Below are 18,029 nucleotides of genomic sequence, written 5' to 3'. Positions count from 1 at the left end.
CTCATTCAGGCCGGTAACGCGGTCGCCCCAGGGAAGCGACGAAGGGCATTCCTTTCCTAAACTGCTAGTTTATTCCGTCGGATAGGCCAATGCAAATCCGATCGCTCAGCCGCCGAAGGCCGACTGCTGCGCCAGCCTTAGAAACCACGCAGGAAACAAACCGATGCCGACAGTGCCGGCGGCAGTGACGGCGAGAGCAGCACCGACCAGGGGCGTTAGCGCCGGCTCGAACTCCCGCGCCGGCTCGCGCATGAACATCACCATGACGATACGGATGTAGAAATAGGCGGCAACAGCGCTCAAGAGCACTGCGATCACGGCCAGCAAGACGAAACCACGTTCGACGAGCGCCACCAGCACATAGAACTTGGCGAAAAAGCCGGCTGTCGGCGGAATGCCCGCGAGCGAGAACAGATAGAGCAACATCAACAATGCCAGCCCCGGATGCATCTTGGCGAAACCCGCATACTCCTCGATAACCTCGCCCGAGAAATTGCCGTTTCGCATCATGATGACGGCACCGAAGATACCGAGATTCATGAAGGTGTAGATCAGCAGGTAGAGCATCACGCTGGCGATCCCGTCGGCACCGCCGGCTACGATGCCGAAAATGGCAAAGCCAGCATGGGCGATGCTGGAATAGGCGAGCAGGCGCTTGAAATTATCCTGCACCAGCGCCACGAAACTGCCGAGCGCCATCGTCACCACCGCGATCACGGCCAATATGATCCAGACATTGGAGCCGGCAACAAGGGGGTTGAGGAACACTCTGAGGATCACCGCGAAGCTCGCCGCCTTGGGCCCGACAGACATGAAGGCGGTTATCGTCGTCGGTGCGCCCTCGTAGACATCCGGCACCCACATGTGGAACGGTACCGCGCCAATCTTGAAGACCAGTCCGGCGACGATGAAGACCACCGCCAGCAGCAGGCCCGGATCGAGCGGATCGCCGGTGACGGCCGCCGCCATCCGGTCCAGTTGCGTCGTGCCGGTGAGGCCGTAGACCAGCGAGACGCCATAGAGGAAAATCCCGGTCGAGACCGCGCCGAGGATCACGTATTTCAACGCCGCCTCGTTTGACCGTTGTTCACGCCGCAGGAAGCCGGTCAGCACGTAGGTGCAGAGCACCATCAATTCGAGGCCGACATAGATCGACAGGAGATCGATGGCCGAGGCCATGATCATCATGCCGGAAAGTGCAAGGAGCAACAGCACGTAGTATTCGCTGCCGCCGATCCCCTCAATGTCGGCATAATTACGCGAGAGCAGAAACGTCAGGACGACCGCCAGGTAGAACAGCGACTTGAAGAAGACGGAGAACGGGTCGGCCACGAACATGCCCGCATAGGCCGGCGGCCCACCCGACAGCGTGAATGTTGCCAGGGCGGCAAAGAGCACGACTGCGACCGAGGCCCAGACAATGATGGCTTCCTGTCCCTTCGGCACCAACTGTCCGACGATCAGCAGGATGCAGGCTCCCGCAACCACGGTGATTTCGGGCAGGCTCGCTAGGATCGACGGAAGGAGCGCTGCGGCGGTCATGGGCCGCTCCCCTTGTCGTGGAGTTGCTGCAAGAGATGCATCGCCGAGCTATCGATGATGGCGAGAAAGGGCTTTGGGTAGAGCCCGACCCAGAGCACGAAGACGGCGAGCGGCAGGATCGCTGCCATCTCGCGGCCATTGACATCGCGGACCTTGAACCGCGCACCGACGTTCGCCGGGCCAAGCGCCACTCTCCGATACATGCCGAGCAAATAGGCCGCGCCCAACAATGCCCCCAAAACTGCGATCGCGCCAAGGGCAAGGTTGGCCGCAAACCCGCCCGACAGCACCAGCAACTCGCCGACGAACGCATTCGTCCCCGGCAGTGCCATCGAGGACAGCACGAACAGCGCCAGAAATCCGGTGTAGACAGGCGCGACCTTCATCAGTCCGCCATAGTCGGCGATGCTGCGGGTGTGGGTCCGCTCGTAGATCAGGCCAACGAACAGAAACAGCGCGCCGGTCGTCACGCCGTGATTGAACATCTGCAGGATGCTGCCCTGGAGGCCGAGCGGGTTGAGGGCAAAAATCCCAAGCGTCACGAAACCCATGTGGCTGATGCTGGAATAGGCCACCAGTTTCTTCAGATCGTCCTGCGCCAGCGCAAGCAGGCCGCCATAGACGATCGCGAGTGCCGAGAGCGCCATCATCAGGGTCGAATAATATACCGAAGCCTCCGGCAGCATTGGCAGTGAGAACCTCAGGAAGCCGTAGGCGCCCATCTTCAGAAGCACTCCGGCGAGGATGATGCTGCCCGCCGTCGGAGCCTGCACATGGGCGTCCGGCAGCCAGGTATGGAACGGCACCATCGGCACCTTGACTGCGAATGCCACGAGGAAGGCGAAGAACAGCCAGGACTGAACCTCGAACGGCAGGTCAAGCGCCATCAAGGCGAGGATGTCGAAGGTCCTGCCGCCCTCGAAGTACAGCACGATGATCCCGACCAGGAACAGGAGGCTGCCCGCCAAGGTGTAGAGGAAGAACTTGAATGCCGCATAGACCCGACCGTCGCCGCCCCAGACGCCGATGATCAGATACATCGGGATCAGCATCGCTTCCCAGCAAACGTAGAACAGGAAGAGGTCGAGCGCCGAGAACACACCCAGCATCAGGGCCTGCATCGCCAGCAGGCTGATCGTGAACTGCTTCACCTTGCGGTCGATGGCGATCCATGAGGCGAGCACCGAGATCCAGCCCAGCAGCGCCGTGAGAAACACGAAGAGCGCGCTGATCCCGTCGACGCCGAGCGCAAAGGTAATGCCGAGCGCCGGCACCCATGGGCGCCTCTCGACGAATTGCATCCCGGAGGTCCCGGTGTCGAAACCGGCAAGCATCACGATGGCGAGCGCCAGGTCGAGTAAAGTGACGGTAAGTGCCGCCCATCGCACGAGATCGTCGCTGCGCAGGAACATCACAACCGCTGCCCCGGCGGCGGGTACGAGGACGATCAGGCTGAGCAGAGGGAACGCCATCACACCTCCTACTGCCACACGACGGCAAAAACGGCGACCGCCGCGATCACACCGGCGATCATGGCGAGCGCGTAGTGAGTGACGACGCCGGTCTGCAGACGCCGGAGCGCGCCACCGCCAACAAGGATCGCGCGGGCGAGGCCATTCACGGCGGCATCGACACCATTGAGATCGACCCGCAGTCCGGCCCGCGCCGTCCCGTGCAGGAGCGGCAGCGCAACGGAGTCGGACACGTTGCTCACTGCCTTTTCATAGCGCGCCAGCGGCTTCTCGGCGAACCACAGGAAGGCCTGCGCGCCCTTTCGGTAGAACCAGTCCGTGTCGATGCTAACAGTGTTTTCCGGATCGAGCGCTTTCAGGAACAGGACAAAGCCCAGCGCCGTAAACATCAGCAGAGCGAGGCTCTCGGTGACGTGGGCGTCCGTATAGGGCTCGAAGGCGACAGGATGGGGAAGGAGCGCGTAGAGCGGCCCCGGGAACACGCCAATCACGATGCAAAACACCGCCGCAATCGCCATGGCAACCAGCATGTTGCGAGGCGGCTCGCGCCCTTCCAGCTTTCGATCGGTTCCGAAAAACATGTAATACGGCAGCTTGAGGCCGGTGTGCAGGAACGTCCCCGACGATGCCATCGTGAGCGCCAGAACCACGAGCGCCCGGTGGTCCTGCCCGGCGGCAGCTATAACCATCGACTTGGTGACGAAACCCGAAAAGAACGGAAAGGCCGAGATCGCGAAGGCGCCGATCATGTAGAGGGCAACCGTCAGCGGCATGGTCTTGTAGAGCCCGCCCAGTTCGGTGAGCTTGCGCCGCCCGGTGACCTCGATCACCGCTCCCGCTCCCATGAAAAGAAGCGCCTTGTAGAGGATATGGGCGAAGGCGTGGCTGGCGGCTCCGTTCACGGCCATTTCGGTACCGATACCGATGCCCGCCACCATGTAACCCACCTGGCTGACGATATGATAGGCGAGCAGCCGCCGACAGTCGTTTTCCAGCACCGCGTAGATGACGCCGTAGAGCGCCATCACCGTGCCAAGCCAGACAAGAAGCTCGGTCCCCGGAAACGCGCGCGCCAACACGTAGACGGCCGTCTTCGTCGTGAAGGCGCTCATGAACACCGCCCCCGTGACGGTCGCTTCAGGATAGGCGTCGGTCAGCCAGGCGTTGAGCGGCGGCACGGCGGCATTGAGGAGGAAGCCTGCAAGGATCAGATAGCCGCCGATACCCATCGTTCCCGCAATCGGGCCGAAGAGCAGTGAGCCGGCGGCGAGCCCGTGAAGCACGATGCCGCCAAGCAGAACGACACCACCCGTGACATGAACCATCAGATAGCGGAAGGCGGCACGGATCGCCTGTTCGCCCCCTTGCGCGAAGACCAGATAGGCCGAGGCGAGCGCCATGCCTTCCCAAAAGAGGTAGAGCGTCAGGTAATCGCCGGCGAAGACCACGCCGAGCGCGCCGCCAACGTAGACGAAGGCGGCCACATGCTGGCCCGCCGTTGGCAGATGCAGCGCGTAGATCGTGCCGATCAGCGCCATGATGGTGAAAACAGTGGCAAAGACGATGCTGAGCTTGTCGACCTTTGCAAACAGGATTTCCTGCCCGATGAATTGCCCCGCGCCATGATTGCCTGGCTCCATCGTGAGGACCGCGACGATCGCCAAAGCGGGAACCAGCACCAGGTAGGCCTTGCGGATCGATCCCTTCAGGAACGGGATTGGCACGGCGCCAAGAATGAACAGAAGTGCGGGATGGACGAAGTCAATCATAATAGTCCTCGCGCCGCATGAGCCCGCCCTGATGGCCGAGGAACTTGGAAACGAAAATAAGCAGCACACAGGAGCCGAAGCCGTAGGCGGCGGACCAGCCAGGCAAACGGTCCCATAAATATTCGGCGTGTTCGCGCGCAACCAGAAGATCGGCGACAACGACCAGAACGAGCATGAGATAGAACAATCGGCGGCGCGACCTCGCATGGCCCTCGTCACCAAAGAAATCGACGACACGCTTGATCATCTGACCACTCCTTCCGCCAAGGCGAGGAAGTAACCGGGGAAGATACCCATCAGCACCGACAAGGCCGCGGTCGCGACCAGCGGGATCGTTACCAGCGGAATTTCACGGACCGGCTCCACCGCTCCCGGCGCGTCCGCTTTGAAAAAAGCGATATAGCTCACCGGCAGGAAGTAGGCGGCGTTGAGGACCGAACTCGCCAAGAGGACGGCCAGGAAAGCCATCTCGCCAGCTTCGACCGAGCCGAGCGTCAGATACCACTTGCTGACGAAACCGGCGGTCGGCGGCACGCCGATCATGCTGAGTGAAGCGACGAAGAACGCCCCCATCGTCCAGGGCAGCCGGCGGCCAATGCCGGCCATGTCGCTGATGTTTCGTTTTCCCGAGGCGCAGTAGATCGATCCGGCACAGAAAAACAGCGTGATCTTGGAGAAGGCGTGCACCGCGATATGAATGATACCGCCGACCATCGCGACGGGGGATAAAAGCACCGCGCCTAGCACCACGTAGGAAAGCTGGCTGACGGTCGAATAGGCGAGCCGCGCCTTGAGGTCATCCCGCGTCAGTGCGTAGATCGACGCCATCAAGATGGTGAAGGAGACGAGATAGGCCGTTGCAATTCCGAGCCCCAGCCTGCCGACCAAATCCACGCCGAAGACATGGAACACGACCCGCAGCACGCAGAACACGCCCATCTTCACCACCGCCACGGCATGCAAGAGCGCACTGACCGGCGTCGGTGCAACCATCGCAGCGGGCAGCCAGGCATGCATCGGCATCACTGCGGCCTTGGCGAAACCAAAGAGGTAGCAGAAATAGATAATCGTCAGCAGCGGCGCCGAGGCATCGGCCCTCGCCAGCAACCCGCCGGGTAGAAAGTCGAGCGATCCGGCAATTTGATAGGTCAGCGCCAGCGCGGCGAGAAGCACGCTCTTTGACGCCCCCATCAAGTAGACGAGGTACTTGCGGCTTCCCGCCCAGGCCTCTTCGTCCTCATGGTGATAGACGAGCGGATAGGTCACGAGGCTCAGCACCTCGTAGAAGATCACCAGCGTGAAGAGATTGGCGGCAAAAGCACCACCGACTGCCGCCGCGAGACTGGTGGCAAAGCAGGCGAAGAAGCGGGTCTGTGCGTGCTCGTTCAGGTGCCGCATGTAGCCGATGGAATAGACTGCCGCGACAATCCAAAGGAGCGACGAGACGGTGGCAAACACCATGCCGAGCGCATCGACCCGGAAAGCAAAGTCGATCCCCGGCAGGATCTCGAACAGGCGCTGTTCGACGGTGCGGCCCGCCAGCACGGTGGGCGCCATCGAGATCACGATCGCGAACATGGCGACCGCGGCCGGAGGCGAGACGGCATCCCGGATTTTCTCATGCTTGTTAAGAAGGAGAACTGCAAGTGCCGCCAGCCCGGCGATGGCGACGGCAAGTAGCGGCCGGACTGACAGCACCGGTTCCAAGCCGCTATCCTTTCATCGTCGTCACGTCGTCGATCTTGAGGGTGGACTTGTTCCTCACGAGGGCGACCAGAATGCCGAGGGCGACGGCAACCTCCGCCGCGGTGATGGCGATGACGAAGATCGCGAATATCTGTCCGCGAAAATCATCGTAGTAACGTCCGAAGGCAATGAAATTGATGTTGACGGAGTTCAGCAGCAGCTCGAGCGACATCAGCACGACCAGGATATTGCGCCTGAGCAGCACACCCGCGGCTCCGATCACGAACAGGACCACTGCGAGCGAAATGTACCACCAGAGCGGAACCATCACCCGGACTCCTTGCGCGCCAGCACGATGGCACCGACGAGTGCCGCGAGAAGGATGATCGAGGCGACTTCAAACGGCAGGAGATAGTCGGCGAAAAGTGTCGTGCTGAGCTGCCTGACTTGGTCGCCGCCACGTGGCGCGATCGGCTCAGCCGCCGAAAAGCGCCCACTCCAGAACACCAGCGCAAGCATCTCGACGCCAAGCAGGAGGAGCAGCACCAATGCAGGCAGATTTCGCCCGGGCAGAAACCGCTGCAGCATTGCTTCGCGCACGTCGATCATCATGATCACGAACAGGAAGAGGACCATGATGGCGCCGACATAGACGAAGATCTGCACAACCGCGAGCAACGGTGCCTCGAGCAGAACGAAGATTGCCGAGATTTGCAGGAAACATGCCATCAGCGCCAATGCGCTATGAACCGGGTTGCGCGCCAGGACGACTGTCAGGGCAGTGATCACGGCCCCCGCAGCAAACAAAAGGAAGAACCCCTGGCCCATTGACGCAGCCTCTCCCGCGCGAACCATTCTGCGGCGCGTGACGGCCGGAATTTAGATAGCGCCGCACTTCAGTTGCGTTCATAAATTGTGCCTTAGGGAAGGGTTTTTCACAAGAATATTGTCGGCAACACAATTCAATGGGGCCGCACTGAGCCCAAGCCGGGTTCCCATAGGCGATCTGCCGGTGCGCGACCGCCAGGACGACCTCCGTCTTGGCCAGTCTGCGCGCGCTCCAAAACTGACGATTTCATGAGCCCACGCAAATTTGCGGTCCCTTGCGCCGGAAGGCTGAGCGCTACTCGCTCTGGCGGAAATTGCGGATGCGATCGAAAAGGACCGCGAGAATCGTCGCACTGCCGATGAACGTGCCCTGCCAAAAGGCGCTGATGCCGAGAAGCCCAAGACTGTTGCGGATCACCTCGATCAGTGCTGCACCGACGAGCGCGCCGAAGGCAGTGCCGACGCCGCCGGCGAGATTCGCCCCGCCGATCACGGCGGCGGCGATGACCTGCAGCTCCATGCCGGCGCCGATATTGGTTGTCACCGCCCCGAGCCAGCCGGTTTGGATGATACCGGCGATGCCGGCCGAGAGCGCCGAGACCATGTAGACACAGACCTTGATGGGCAGTACCGGGAGGCCCGTCGCAACGGCCGCCTGCTCGTTGCCGCCAATGGCGTAAATGTAGCGGCCAATCCGCGTCCAGCGCAGCACGAACCCGGTCAAAAGTGCCAGCACGATCATGTAGATCACCGGGTTGGCGATACCGAAGACGGACCCGCCGCCGAGCGCCAGCAGCTTGTCGTGGTCTGGGCCGAACTGGAAGACCACGGTATTGTTGGACGCGACCATCGCCAGGCTCCGGGCAATCGAGAGCATGCCGAGCGTCACGACAAAGGGCGGAAAGCCGAGATAGGCAATGAGGATGCCATTGAACGCGCCGATCACCAGCGCCGTTGCGACAGAGACGGCAATTCCCGTCTCGATGCCGTATCCCGCGTGCATCGTGACCGCGAGCACCATGCTGCACAGGCAGAGGACCGAGCCCACCGAGAGGTCGATCCCTCCAGTGATGATGACGAGCGTCATACCGAGTGCGATGATTGCGACGAAGGTGACGTTGCGGGTGATGTTGTAGAGGTTCTTTGCCGTCGCGAAGCTGTCGGTGGCAAAGGACAGAAAAATGCAGGCAAGGATGACGGCAACCAGAACCCAGAAGGTCTGATTGCCAAGGATCGCTCCTCCGAGCGTGCGCTGCCTGCGGGCGATCGTCTGGTCCAGCGTCGTTGCCATCGTTCCTCCCGTTCCTCCGGTGCAGACGATTGAGTTTGCCTTCCCCTCATCCACCCTCGATGGCGCCGGTAATCAGCCCCGTCACCTCCTCCGGCGAGGTCTCTGCGATCGGCTTGTCCGCCACCTTGCGGCCCCGGCGCATGACGACGACTCGATCGGCGACCTCGAAGACATCGGGCATACGGTGGCTGATGAGCACCACCAGGATGCCGCGATCGCGCAGTTGCCGGATCAGATGCAGTACTTCGGCCACCTGGCGCACGGAAATTGCCGCTGTCGGCTCGTCCATCAAGACGATCTTCGCCTGCGAAATCATCGTACGCGCAATCGCCACCGCTTGCCGCTGCCCACCCGACATCTGCCGCACGAGGTCGCGTGGCCTGGTCTCAGAGCGGAGTTCCTTGAAGATCTCCCCGGCGCGGCGGTACATTGCCTTATAGTCTAGCACGCGCAAGGGGCCGATACCGCGCCTCAGTTCGCGGCCGAGGAAGACATTCGCGGCCGCGGAGAGGTTGTCACAAAGAGCCAGATCCTGGTGAACGATCTCGATGCCGAACTGCCTTGCCTCGATGGGGCGATGCAGGACGATATCGTTGCCGTTGAGACGCATGGTTCCGTGGCTCGGACGGAAATTGCCTGCGATCATTTTGACAAGCGTCGATTTGCCGGCGCCATTGTCGCCCATAAGGCCGACAACCTGACCGGCCTCCAACGACAGCGAAATGTCGTTCACGGCCTGTATGGCCCCGAAGTGCTTGGAAATATTGCTGAGTTCTAGCAGCACGACCAGCCTTCCAGACTCGCCAAGACGCGCCAATCCGCCAGGACGCCTCGCCGTATGCCCGCCTCCTCGCGAGCAAACGGCTGCTTATTTACGCAAATCGTCATGAACGCGTCAATGATCTCTCACCCGATAAACCTGTTTTGTATGACAAATAGACATTGACGGGCGAAGCAATCGTATATTAGCTAGTGCTTGGGAGATGAGCATGCTTATCCTTGTCACCGGGGCAACTGGCAAGGTCGGGCGGCACCTCATAGCAACGCTGCTTGATCGGCCACGTTTTTCGCAAGCGCGCATTCGCGCGCTTTGCCACAACCGCGTGCTCGCTCCGACCGAGCGGCTTGGCATCATCCGCGGCTCCATAGCCGATCGCGCGGTCGCAGAAGGTGCGATTGCCGGTGTCAGCCACGTCGTGCATCTCGCGACCTGCAAGGAAACACCCGCCGACGTCATGGACGTGACGGTCAAGGGCCTCTTCTGGCTGCTCGAAGCGTTCAGAATGAGCCCAACAGCCCGGCAGTTCATCCTGATCGGCGGCGACGCAGCGGTCGGCCATTTCTTCCATGCTCATGACGGACCGATAACCGAGGCGACACCGCACCGCGCCTATCCCGGCTGCTACGCGCTCTCGAAAGTGCTCGAGGAGGTGATCGTCGAGCAGTACGCAATCCAATACGGGATGAACGTCTGTTGCCTTCGGGCGCCGTGGATCATGGAAAAGGACGACTTCAAGTACTCGCTCTCCTTCGGCGACGACGTGTTCGGCGGACCCGACTGGAAGACTTATTTTGCGCCCGACGAAGCCAAGCGTCACGCCGAAGCCGGAACGGTGCCGCTGCTGCGCGATGCCGATGGAAGGCCGCTCAAGCGCAACTTCGTCCACGTCAGCGATCTCGTGTCGGCAGTGCTTAGCGCGATCGACAATCCGCGCGCAGCGCGCCAGTGTTTCAACATCGCCATGGACCGCCCGGTGGATTATGGCGAGGTCGCAAGCTACCTCAAGCGCACGCGCGGCTTGCCGTCCGTCGACGTTCCAAGCCATTTCCACTCAAACTGGATGGACAACAGCAAGGCAAAATACCTGCTCGACTGGCAGCCAGAATACGATCTCGAAAGGCTTATCGACCAGGCCTGGCAATACGAGCGTCCGCAAAACGATCCTCGCATCGTCTGGTATCCGGGTTGATTTGTGCCGCGGACGGATAGTGTCCGCTTGTTCAACGGGAGGATAGAATGAGGAAAGCATTGGTGCTTGCAGTTGCAGCACTCGCGCTGGCCACCGGCCCCGCCGGAGCCCAGTCGAAGAAGCAGCTCGTCATTGTCGTCAAGGGCCTCGACAATCCGTTCTTCGAGGCAATCAATCAGGGATGCCAGAAGTGGAACAAGGAAAACACAAGCTCGGAATATGAGTGCTTCTATACCGGCCCTGCGTCGACCTCCGACGAAGCCGGCGAGGCGCAGATCGTCCAGGATATGCTCGGCAAGTCCAGCACGGCTGCGATCGCCATTTCGCCATCCAACGCCAAGCTGATTGCCCAGACACTGAAGACAGCCAACCCGACAATCCCGGTCATGACACTCGACGCCGACCTCGCGAAGGAGGATGCGGGCTTGCGCAAGACCTATCTCGGCACCGACAACTACATGATGGGGGCGCGGATCGCCGAATACATCAAGAAGGCCAAACCGAACGGCGGCAAGATCTGCACGATCGAAGGCAACCCTGGTGCCGACAACATCCTGCGGCGTGCCCAGGGAATGCGTGACGTTCTCACCGGGAAAGAAGGGCTGACCGAACTGAAGGGCGAAGGCGGCTGGACGGAGGTCGCAGGTTGCCCGGTCTTTACCAATGACGACGGCGCCAAGGGCGTGCAGGCGATGACGGATATCCTCGCTGCCAATCCCGATCTCGACGCCTTCGGCATCATGGGCGGCTGGCCGCTTTTCGGGGCACCGCAACCCTATCGCGACCTGTTCAAACCGATGGCGGACAAAATCGCCAAGAATGAATTCGTCATCGGCGCGGCAGACACGATCGGCGAGGAAGTGGCGATTGCCAAGGAAGGCCTCGTAACTGCGCTCGTCGGCCAGCGCCCGTTCGAAATGGGCTACAAGGCGCCGTCGGTCATGATGGACCTCATTGCCGGCAAACCGGTGGAAGATCCGGTATTCACGGGTCTCGACGAATGCACCAAGGACACGGCGGACACCTGCATCCAGAAGTAAATCGCCGCCGGGGCGCCCTTTGACGAGTTCCCCGGGCCATCGCCCTATCCGCTACGACCGCGGTCAGCGCCCCGTCTTGCTGGCTGGCCGCGGCAACCTGTAACGACGCCGCTTGGAAGATCCCCCTTGCGAACTATCATCGATAGGGATCATCCACCAATCTTGCAGGATATGGAGAATACAATGAGCAAGCGGATCATCTTCACCGGAGGCAGCGGCAAGGCCGGCCGCCATGTCGTACAATACCTCGTCGAGCACGGCCACCAGATTCTCAACCTCGACACAAGGCCCCTCGACAACCCGAAGGTGCGCACGCTGCTCACCGACATCACAGACAGCGGCCAGGTGTTCAACGCGCTGTCGAGTTACACGGGCCTGCACGAATTCGATCCGTCGCTCGCACCACAGCCAATCGATGCCGTCGTCCACTTTGCCGCAATCCCGCGCATCCTGATCGCCCCCGACAACGAGCTCTTCCGCGTCAATGCGATGGGCACCTACAATGTCATTGAGGCGGCGGTAAAGCTTGGCATCCGCAAGATCGTCATTGCATCGAGTGAGACGACCTACGGCCTCGTCTTCGCCAACGAGCCGCGGAACCCTCGCTATTTTCCGCTCGACGAAGACTATGATGTCGACCCGATGGATAGCTATGCGCTTTCCAAGGTCGTCAACGAAAAGACCGCGCGCGCCTTTGCACTCAGGAGCGGCGCCGACATCTATGCGTTGCGGATCGGCAATGTCATCGAGCCGCACGAATACCATCTCTTCCCAAGCTGGTTCGCGGATCCGGGCTTTCGCAAGCGCATTGCCTGGAGCTATGTCGATGCGCGCGACCTCGGCCAGATCACGCTCAAGGCCGTGGAAACCGATGGCCTCGGGTTCCAAGTCTTCAACGCGGCAAGCGACGATACGTCTTCCGACATTCCCACCCTGGAACTGATCGACCGCTTCTACCAAGGCGTGCCGGTCAAGGGACAGCTCGGCGAATACGAGACGCTCTTATCAAACCGCAAAGCACGCGCGATGCTCGGTTTTCAACCGCAACACAGCTGGCGGAAATATGTTGCCGTCAGATGACGCAATGCGCGGCAGGGCGGCATAGACGCGAGAAAATGACGAAAATGGCCGAACGACAATCAGGAAAAGTCTCCACCGGAGCGGCCGCGGTGGAGGCGGCGCGTGCAAGCCGACGTCTCGACGCGCCGCGCATGTCGGGACCCAGCGTTCACATGTCGCTTGCCGATGACATAGGGCTCAAGATCGTGCGTGGCGACTATCCGCCTGGATCGATCCTGCCGAACGAGGCGCAATGGGCGGAAATCTTCGACGTCAGCCGCACTGCGGTCAGAGAGGCGATCAAGATATTGATGGCTAAGGGGCTGCTTGCCTCGCGCCCGAAAATCGGAAGTTGGGTCGAACCGAAGGAGCGTTGGAACCTGCTCGATCGCGATGTGCTTGGTTGGTACGCGGCCTCACCTGACCGACTGCAGTTCCTCAAGACCGTGCAGGAATTTCGCCACATCCTGGAGCCGGAAGCGACGGCGCTTGCTGCCACCCGCCGAAGCAGCGAGCAGATGGCCGAAATCAACGCGGCATTGAGAGACATGCAACAGGCGTCAACGTTGCAGAGCCGCATCCAGGCTGACACGCGCTTCCACCTTGCAATCCTGCATGCCTCCGGAAACGATCTCCTGGTACCACTGGGGGCGCTGATCGAATCTGCGCTCAACCACCTTTTCCAATTGGTAACTCGGGAGGACAGCAGCTCCGTCCATGCCCTGAAACTCCATGAGAACATCGAGAAAAGCATTCGCCTTCGACGCCCGAACGCGGCCCGCACCGCCGTGCGGCGGCTTCTGGCCAATACCGATGAACTCATTGCGCAGCCGGAGCGCAAGGTGTGATCGTGAGGTCATACGACAGGGAGGCGTGAGCGGCTGGCCTTGCCGCTTGCTCACGGTCGAAATCCAGACGCCAGCCCCAGAATCCTTCTTCAGTTCGCTCTCGAATATATTATAATCTACTCATATAACCTTGGAGAGAGAACCATGAAGGACTCCGAGATCACAATGAACGCCGAGTTCCACGGCAGCGCCGTCAGTGTATTGTCGAGCGACCCGCTTCTGGGCACTTTCGAACTCGCCGGCTCGACCGGCGGAACAATCGAGGTCTTGCTCGATCGCTACAGTGCGGAGGCATTGCTTTCAGCCCTGACGCAATTCCTCGCTCATGATGAGGATGCACGGGCATCCTGGTTGCAGTGAAGGAGTTGGTTTGGACTGGCTGAACAAGCAGGTTTAACTTTTACACTCCCCGAACGACTTTACGCTCCGGATGCCGTTCCCCGCCCTTTCGGATCATAAGAAGGCGTCACCGATAGCGAAGCCGGTGATCGCGTTCGCATCCGGCGCTTGGCGGCGAGAAGCCCGCAAGGTGATCCCGCGGGCTACGCGCAGAGTGCGGCAATCCGATTGCCGCCGAAGTCATCTATTGCTGTGCCGGAGCCGTCTTTTGAAGTTCTGCCTGGACCTTCTTGGCGACGGCCGGATCGCTCTGCGCCGCGGTAAGGATCGCCGAATATTCTTCGACCGAAATGGACGGCGAGGCCTTGACGGCTTCGACCATTTTCTTGCTGCCTTCGGTCTCCAGCGCTTTCTTTGCCGCCGCGTCCGATGTCGCTTCTATCTTTGCGGAATATTCCTGCCTGACCTTGTCGACCTGCAGATAGGCAACAGCAAAGGCTTCGATCTTTTGATCGCTGATGACGGCCCCCGTGCCCTTGTTGTCGGTCTGTCCCTGCGTCGGCTGCGTCTCTTGCGCCTGAGCAATTTCAAGGGCAGATGCCGGAGTGAAGACCATGACGCTGAAGATTGCAGCCGTCAGCGACGCAATGGATGTGTAACGAGTCATCATATTCGTTCCTCTGTGATGTGCATGACGTGATCGGCAGCGGAACTGCCTTCAATCGCCCCTCACGTCGGCCGGATACCGAACGCGGCCGGAACGATGAAGCCCTTGCAAGGGCTCGCTGCGGCGGTACCGGGGCAATTTGCTGACCATTGAACGGCAGCTTTGTGGCTCACGGGGCGAGCCAGAGCAGAAATAGTGGGGGGCTGGACCGGCATTCACAGCCGGTATCTGAGTGGTTTTGCAGAGTTCGTTGCTTGATCGGGTCGATCATCACTTCGCATTCCTGTGATCGGCAATAACCAGCAGGCGGCCACAGGAGGTCATCAGAATCTGCATCGCCATGCGGCTTTTCATGCGCATGGCGATGCAGATTTCCGTTACCGCTGCGCCACTGGGCGCACCAGCGGTGTCACGCGGCGGATGGTCACACGGCGGTTTTCCTCCTCCGGCTCCTGCGTGCGGATCTTCAGGAAGCGCTCACCATAGCCTTGAGTGACCAGGTTTTCCGCCGGGATGCCATAGACCTCGGTCAGGAGGACTGCGACGGACTCGGCGCGCTCGTCGGAGAGCACCAGGTTCGAGCGGTCGGAACCGACAGCGTCCGTGTGCCCCTCGATGAAGAAGGTTTCACCGGGATCCTTGTCGAGGATCTTCTGCATTGCGTCGGCGACCTTTCGCAGTGTCTTTGCCTGGGACATCGATACTTCGGCGCTACCCGTCGCGAAGTGGATCGTGTCGAGATCGATGCGCCGGACCTTGTCACGGAGGCGGGCCGAATTGCGGACCTCATCGATCGTATAGACTCGCTCGACCTGTTCGACCGGCGGCTCGGACAGAAATTCGTAGTAGTCCAGATCCGGTTCTTCCGAGTAATCGACGATGTACTCGTCGACCGGAATCGTCAGGCGCATCGGCGGCAGGTCGTAACCGACGTCGATGATCGCCGGACGTTCCTCCTGATAGTCCGGTGCGTAGATCAGCACATATTCGTTGCCGTCGCGGTCGATGCGCGAACGCTGCAGGATGTTGCCGTACCGATCGTAGACCGTGACGATCTGGTAGCCACCCGGGCGAACGATCGTTTCACGAACGCGGCCGCGCGACAGCTGATCGTAGTAGCTCTCCTCGGAATCGCGGCGGAGCCTCGGCCGATCGTCGCCACGCACGAAGATCTGGTCACCGACGCCGAGGACAACGCGATCGTCGACCCTCTCGACCACCTGCACCTCGGTCACGTTCGTCGTGTTGTTGACCGTCGTATTGTTGATCACCGTGTTGTTGACAATGTTCGTCGTCTCCGGGACGGCGAAGGCCGGCGCCGCTTCGACGCGCTCGCCCTCTTCCTTCATCGCAGCCGCGATCCTCTTTGGAGCCGCCTGCCGCACCTCGGCCGGAATCTCCGCCTGGGCCGCGGCGTCGTCGGTCGGCGGTGCTACGTTCTTCTCCTGGGCGCGCAGTTTTTCGCGCTGTTTGCGCCGGGCCTCGCGCGCCCGCTCGCCACCGGCGTTGTCGGCGTCCTTGTCACTGTCGAGCACAGCCGCGCCGTTATCGACGGGAAGCACCACGGTTTCGTCGGTCGCCGCAGGATCCTGGGCGATCTTGCGCTTCTCTTCCTTCGTGCGCTTGTCGACGACGATCGGAGCGGGCTTGGCCTGAGGTTCCTCACCCTGGCGCTGCTCGGCCGTTGCGGGTTGTTCGGTCCCCGGATCCGGCTGCTGCTCACCTTCGCCGGTCTGCGGCGTTGGCTGCTCGGCGGAGGGTTGAGCGGTTGCGCCTTTCGGTGAGGCACGCTGTTCGATGGCCTTCTGCTCCTCCGGTTGCTGTCCTTCAGCCTGCTGCTTGCGCTTCTTGGGCACAGGTACCTGCTGTTCCTCGGCCTTCTGAGGGGTGCCTTCCTCTACGCCGGGCTGCTGTTCTTCGGCCTGCTGCTGGCGCTTCTTCGGCACAGGTGCTTGCTGCTCCTCAGCCTGCCGCGGTGCGCTTTCCTCTACGCCGGGCTGCTGGTCTTCGGCTTGCTGCTTGCGCTTCTTGCGCGCAGGTGCCTGCAGTTCCTCAGCCTGCCGCGGTGCGCTTTCCTCTACGCCGGGCTGCTGGTCTTCGGCTTGCTGCTTGCGCTTCTTGCGCACAGGTGCCTGCAGTTCTTCAGCCTGCCGGGGTGCGCTTTTCTCTACGCCGGGCTGCTGTTCTTCGGCCTGCTGTTTGCGCTTCTTGCGCACAGGTGCCTGCAGTTCCTCAGCCTGCCGCGGTGCGCTTTCCTCGATGCCGGGCTGCTGTTCTTCGGCCTGCTGTTTACGCTTCTTGCGCACCGGCTCTTCTACCTGGCGCTGCGGCTCATCGGCCTGTGGTTGCTGCTGTTCTGTCTGCCCTTCCTCGGCGGCACGCTGCTTCTTGCGCTTCTTGAGCAGCAGCAAGTCCTCGGGCGACGGCTGGTCGGCCCCTTCCTGCGCTACCTGAAACGGCGCCTTCAAGCTCTCCGCCAGCGCCGGCTGCATAGCGAATGATACGGCGAATACAGGCCATGCCACCGTTGCGAAAAGTTTGGATCGAATCGACATGATCTTTCTTCCTCTTATTCTGAGGTCCCCGCGCCAGTTGCGCTTATCGCCCGCGTCAAAGCCGATCGGGCGGCGCGCCTGTTCGCGCGTCCCAAGGGGGCCATGACCCGCGGCTCCGACTTTTTTGTGTCAGCCACCGGCTAATCCCAACGCCGCAACAACCGATCGGTTCCGCTTGCGGGCCGATCCCGGACCTGCTGAAAGCAGATCGCTTCGTCCGTCGTATTGTTCCAAAAGGTGAAAATGCGGAGGCTGCCGGTCGGGGCGCGCGGGCGGGTCGCCCCGCCCATGTTGGCCGACACACCTGCCTGTGACCAACCCGCAACAGCGGTGAGGTCCGGCCGCCTACGATTGTCAACAAACCTAATGTAAACAGTACGCATAATTGTCGACAAAATCGTTGACAAACCATCCCTGTGTGCGATGGTGCCATCAGCAAGACACGAGCTAGGGAGGAGCCAGTGTTAATGCAACGTCTTTGCAGGAACATCGCGACCGCGTATCCGCGGGACTTTTGGCGACGGCCGCACATGCCGACACGCTCCGCCGGGCCGGCCCGCGAGACATCTCTCATTCGATCCCTATTCCCACGCCCGACATCGAACCGCGCGTTCCTCAACCACATTCATGAAGGATTGGTGCGGGAACGAGCCTGAGCTGAAGGTGGTGTCTGCGCCGGCTATCGACTGGCCGTCGATCGACGACGAGCTTCGACGCCTCAAGCTGTGCCAGAACGTCAAATGACGGTGCGGATTCCAACGCTGACGATTTGATGGCCTCGCTGGCCAAGGAACTCGACCGCCAAGAGCGTCTGGCATCGAAACGGCGGCGCCTAAGCTGGTGGCCAGGACGCATGATCCCGCTGCTCCTGCGGCCGATGGCCGACAGGATCGAGCAGGTCATGTCCGCGCCGACAACAAGTCGCGACACTGGCCGACCCGTGTCGCCGATTAGACATACGGC

At 61.1% G+C, this 18,029-nt stretch carries 16 protein-coding genes; 5 read left to right on the top strand and 11 right to left on the bottom strand.

What is annotated here, in order from left to right:
• Nucleotides 1-105 precede the first annotated feature (105 nt).
• The 9 genes from BHMPCIPO_RS00890 to BHMPCIPO_RS00850 all read right to left on the bottom strand — a co-directional run bounded on the left by BHMPCIPO_RS00890 (nucleotide 106) and on the right by BHMPCIPO_RS00850 (nucleotide 9,405).
• A complete protein-coding gene (locus BHMPCIPO_RS00890) occupies nucleotides 106-1,542 on the bottom strand; it encodes an NADH-quinone oxidoreductase subunit N (protein WP_173515015.1) in 1,437 nt (478 codons plus the stop codon).
• Nucleotides 1,539-3,014: a complex I subunit 4 family protein gene (locus BHMPCIPO_RS00885; protein WP_173515014.1), complete on the bottom strand. Its 1,476-nt coding sequence runs from the start codon at nucleotides 3,012-3,014 to the stop codon at nucleotides 1,539-1,541. Before BHMPCIPO_RS00885 ends, BHMPCIPO_RS00890 begins: the two co-directional genes overlap by 4 nt.
• Nucleotides 3,015-3,022: 8 nt before the next feature.
• Complete coding sequence (locus BHMPCIPO_RS00880; protein WP_173515013.1) at nucleotides 3,023-4,783, bottom strand: Na(+)/H(+) antiporter subunit D; 1,761 nt, start codon at nucleotides 4,781-4,783, stop codon at nucleotides 3,023-3,025.
• Entirely contained in the window at nucleotides 4,776-5,030 is a 255-nt protein-coding gene (locus BHMPCIPO_RS00875) for a hypothetical protein (RefSeq protein WP_173515012.1), read from the bottom strand. Before BHMPCIPO_RS00875 ends, BHMPCIPO_RS00880 begins: the two co-directional genes overlap by 8 nt.
• A complete protein-coding gene (locus BHMPCIPO_RS00870; RefSeq protein WP_173515011.1) occupies nucleotides 5,027-6,490 on the bottom strand; it encodes a monovalent cation/H+ antiporter subunit D family protein in 1,464 nt (487 codons plus the stop codon). Before BHMPCIPO_RS00870 ends, BHMPCIPO_RS00875 begins: the two co-directional genes overlap by 4 nt.
• 4 nt (nucleotides 6,491-6,494) lie before the next feature.
• Nucleotides 6,495-6,797, bottom strand: coding sequence for an NADH-quinone oxidoreductase subunit NuoK (gene nuoK, locus BHMPCIPO_RS00865; protein WP_077965613.1), 303 nt, complete (start codon nucleotides 6,795-6,797; stop codon nucleotides 6,495-6,497).
• Entirely contained in the window at nucleotides 6,797-7,297 is a 501-nt protein-coding gene (locus BHMPCIPO_RS00860) for an NADH-quinone oxidoreductase subunit J family protein (RefSeq protein WP_173515010.1), read from the bottom strand. The genes nuoK and BHMPCIPO_RS00860 overlap by 1 nt, the downstream gene beginning before the upstream one ends.
• A gap of 295 nt (nucleotides 7,298-7,592) precedes the next feature.
• Entirely contained in the window at nucleotides 7,593-8,588 is a 996-nt protein-coding gene (locus BHMPCIPO_RS00855) for an ABC transporter permease (RefSeq protein WP_173515009.1), read from the bottom strand.
• 46 nt (nucleotides 8,589-8,634) lie between these two features.
• Nucleotides 8,635-9,405: an ATP-binding cassette domain-containing protein gene (locus tag BHMPCIPO_RS00850; RefSeq protein WP_173515008.1), complete on the bottom strand. Its 771-nt coding sequence runs from the start codon at nucleotides 9,403-9,405 to the stop codon at nucleotides 8,635-8,637.
• A gap of 172 nt (nucleotides 9,406-9,577) precedes the next feature.
• On the opposite strand from BHMPCIPO_RS00850, the gene BHMPCIPO_RS00845 reads away from it, so the two are divergent.
• The 5 genes from BHMPCIPO_RS00845 (at nucleotide 9,578) to BHMPCIPO_RS00825 (ending at nucleotide 13,865) form a co-directional block, all read left to right on the top strand.
• Complete coding sequence (locus BHMPCIPO_RS00845) at nucleotides 9,578-10,558, top strand: NAD-dependent epimerase/dehydratase family protein (RefSeq protein ID WP_173515007.1); 981 nt, start codon at nucleotides 9,578-9,580, stop codon at nucleotides 10,556-10,558.
• A gap of 47 nt (nucleotides 10,559-10,605) precedes the next feature.
• Nucleotides 10,606-11,598 carry a sugar-binding protein gene (locus BHMPCIPO_RS00840; protein ID WP_173515006.1) on the top strand — a complete coding sequence of 331 codons (993 nt, stop codon included), beginning with the start codon at nucleotides 10,606-10,608 and terminating at the stop codon, nucleotides 11,596-11,598.
• Between the two features lie 183 nt (nucleotides 11,599-11,781).
• Nucleotides 11,782-12,678 (top strand): NAD-dependent epimerase/dehydratase family protein, encoded by an 897-nt coding sequence (locus BHMPCIPO_RS00835; RefSeq protein ID WP_173515005.1) that lies wholly within the window; start codon nucleotides 11,782-11,784, stop codon nucleotides 12,676-12,678.
• Between the two features lie 44 nt (nucleotides 12,679-12,722).
• Entirely contained in the window at nucleotides 12,723-13,505 is a 783-nt protein-coding gene (locus tag BHMPCIPO_RS00830; protein ID WP_173515004.1) for a FadR/GntR family transcriptional regulator, read from the top strand.
• Between the two features lie 144 nt (nucleotides 13,506-13,649).
• Complete coding sequence (locus BHMPCIPO_RS00825) at nucleotides 13,650-13,865, top strand: hypothetical protein (protein ID WP_173515003.1); 216 nt, start codon at nucleotides 13,650-13,652, stop codon at nucleotides 13,863-13,865.
• A 223-nt stretch (nucleotides 13,866-14,088) separates the two neighbouring features.
• On the opposite strand, the gene BHMPCIPO_RS00820 is transcribed toward BHMPCIPO_RS00825, so the two are convergent.
• Complete coding sequence (locus BHMPCIPO_RS00820) at nucleotides 14,089-14,514, bottom strand: DUF4168 domain-containing protein (protein WP_173515002.1); 426 nt, start codon at nucleotides 14,512-14,514, stop codon at nucleotides 14,089-14,091.
• A gap of 374 nt (nucleotides 14,515-14,888) precedes the next feature.
• Nucleotides 14,889-17,066 (bottom strand): OmpA family protein, encoded by a 2,178-nt coding sequence (locus BHMPCIPO_RS00815; RefSeq protein WP_173515001.1) that lies wholly within the window; start codon nucleotides 17,064-17,066, stop codon nucleotides 14,889-14,891.
• Nucleotides 17,067-18,029: the final 963 nt, after the last annotated feature.

Origin of the sequence: Ensifer sesbaniae, from assembly GCF_013283665.1 — a bacterium.
Lineage (GTDB): Bacteria > Pseudomonadota > Alphaproteobacteria > Rhizobiales > Rhizobiaceae > Ensifer > Ensifer sesbaniae.
The sequence above is the reverse complement of the archived record's forward strand: the minus strand, read 5'-3'. Positions and strand labels throughout refer to the sequence as shown.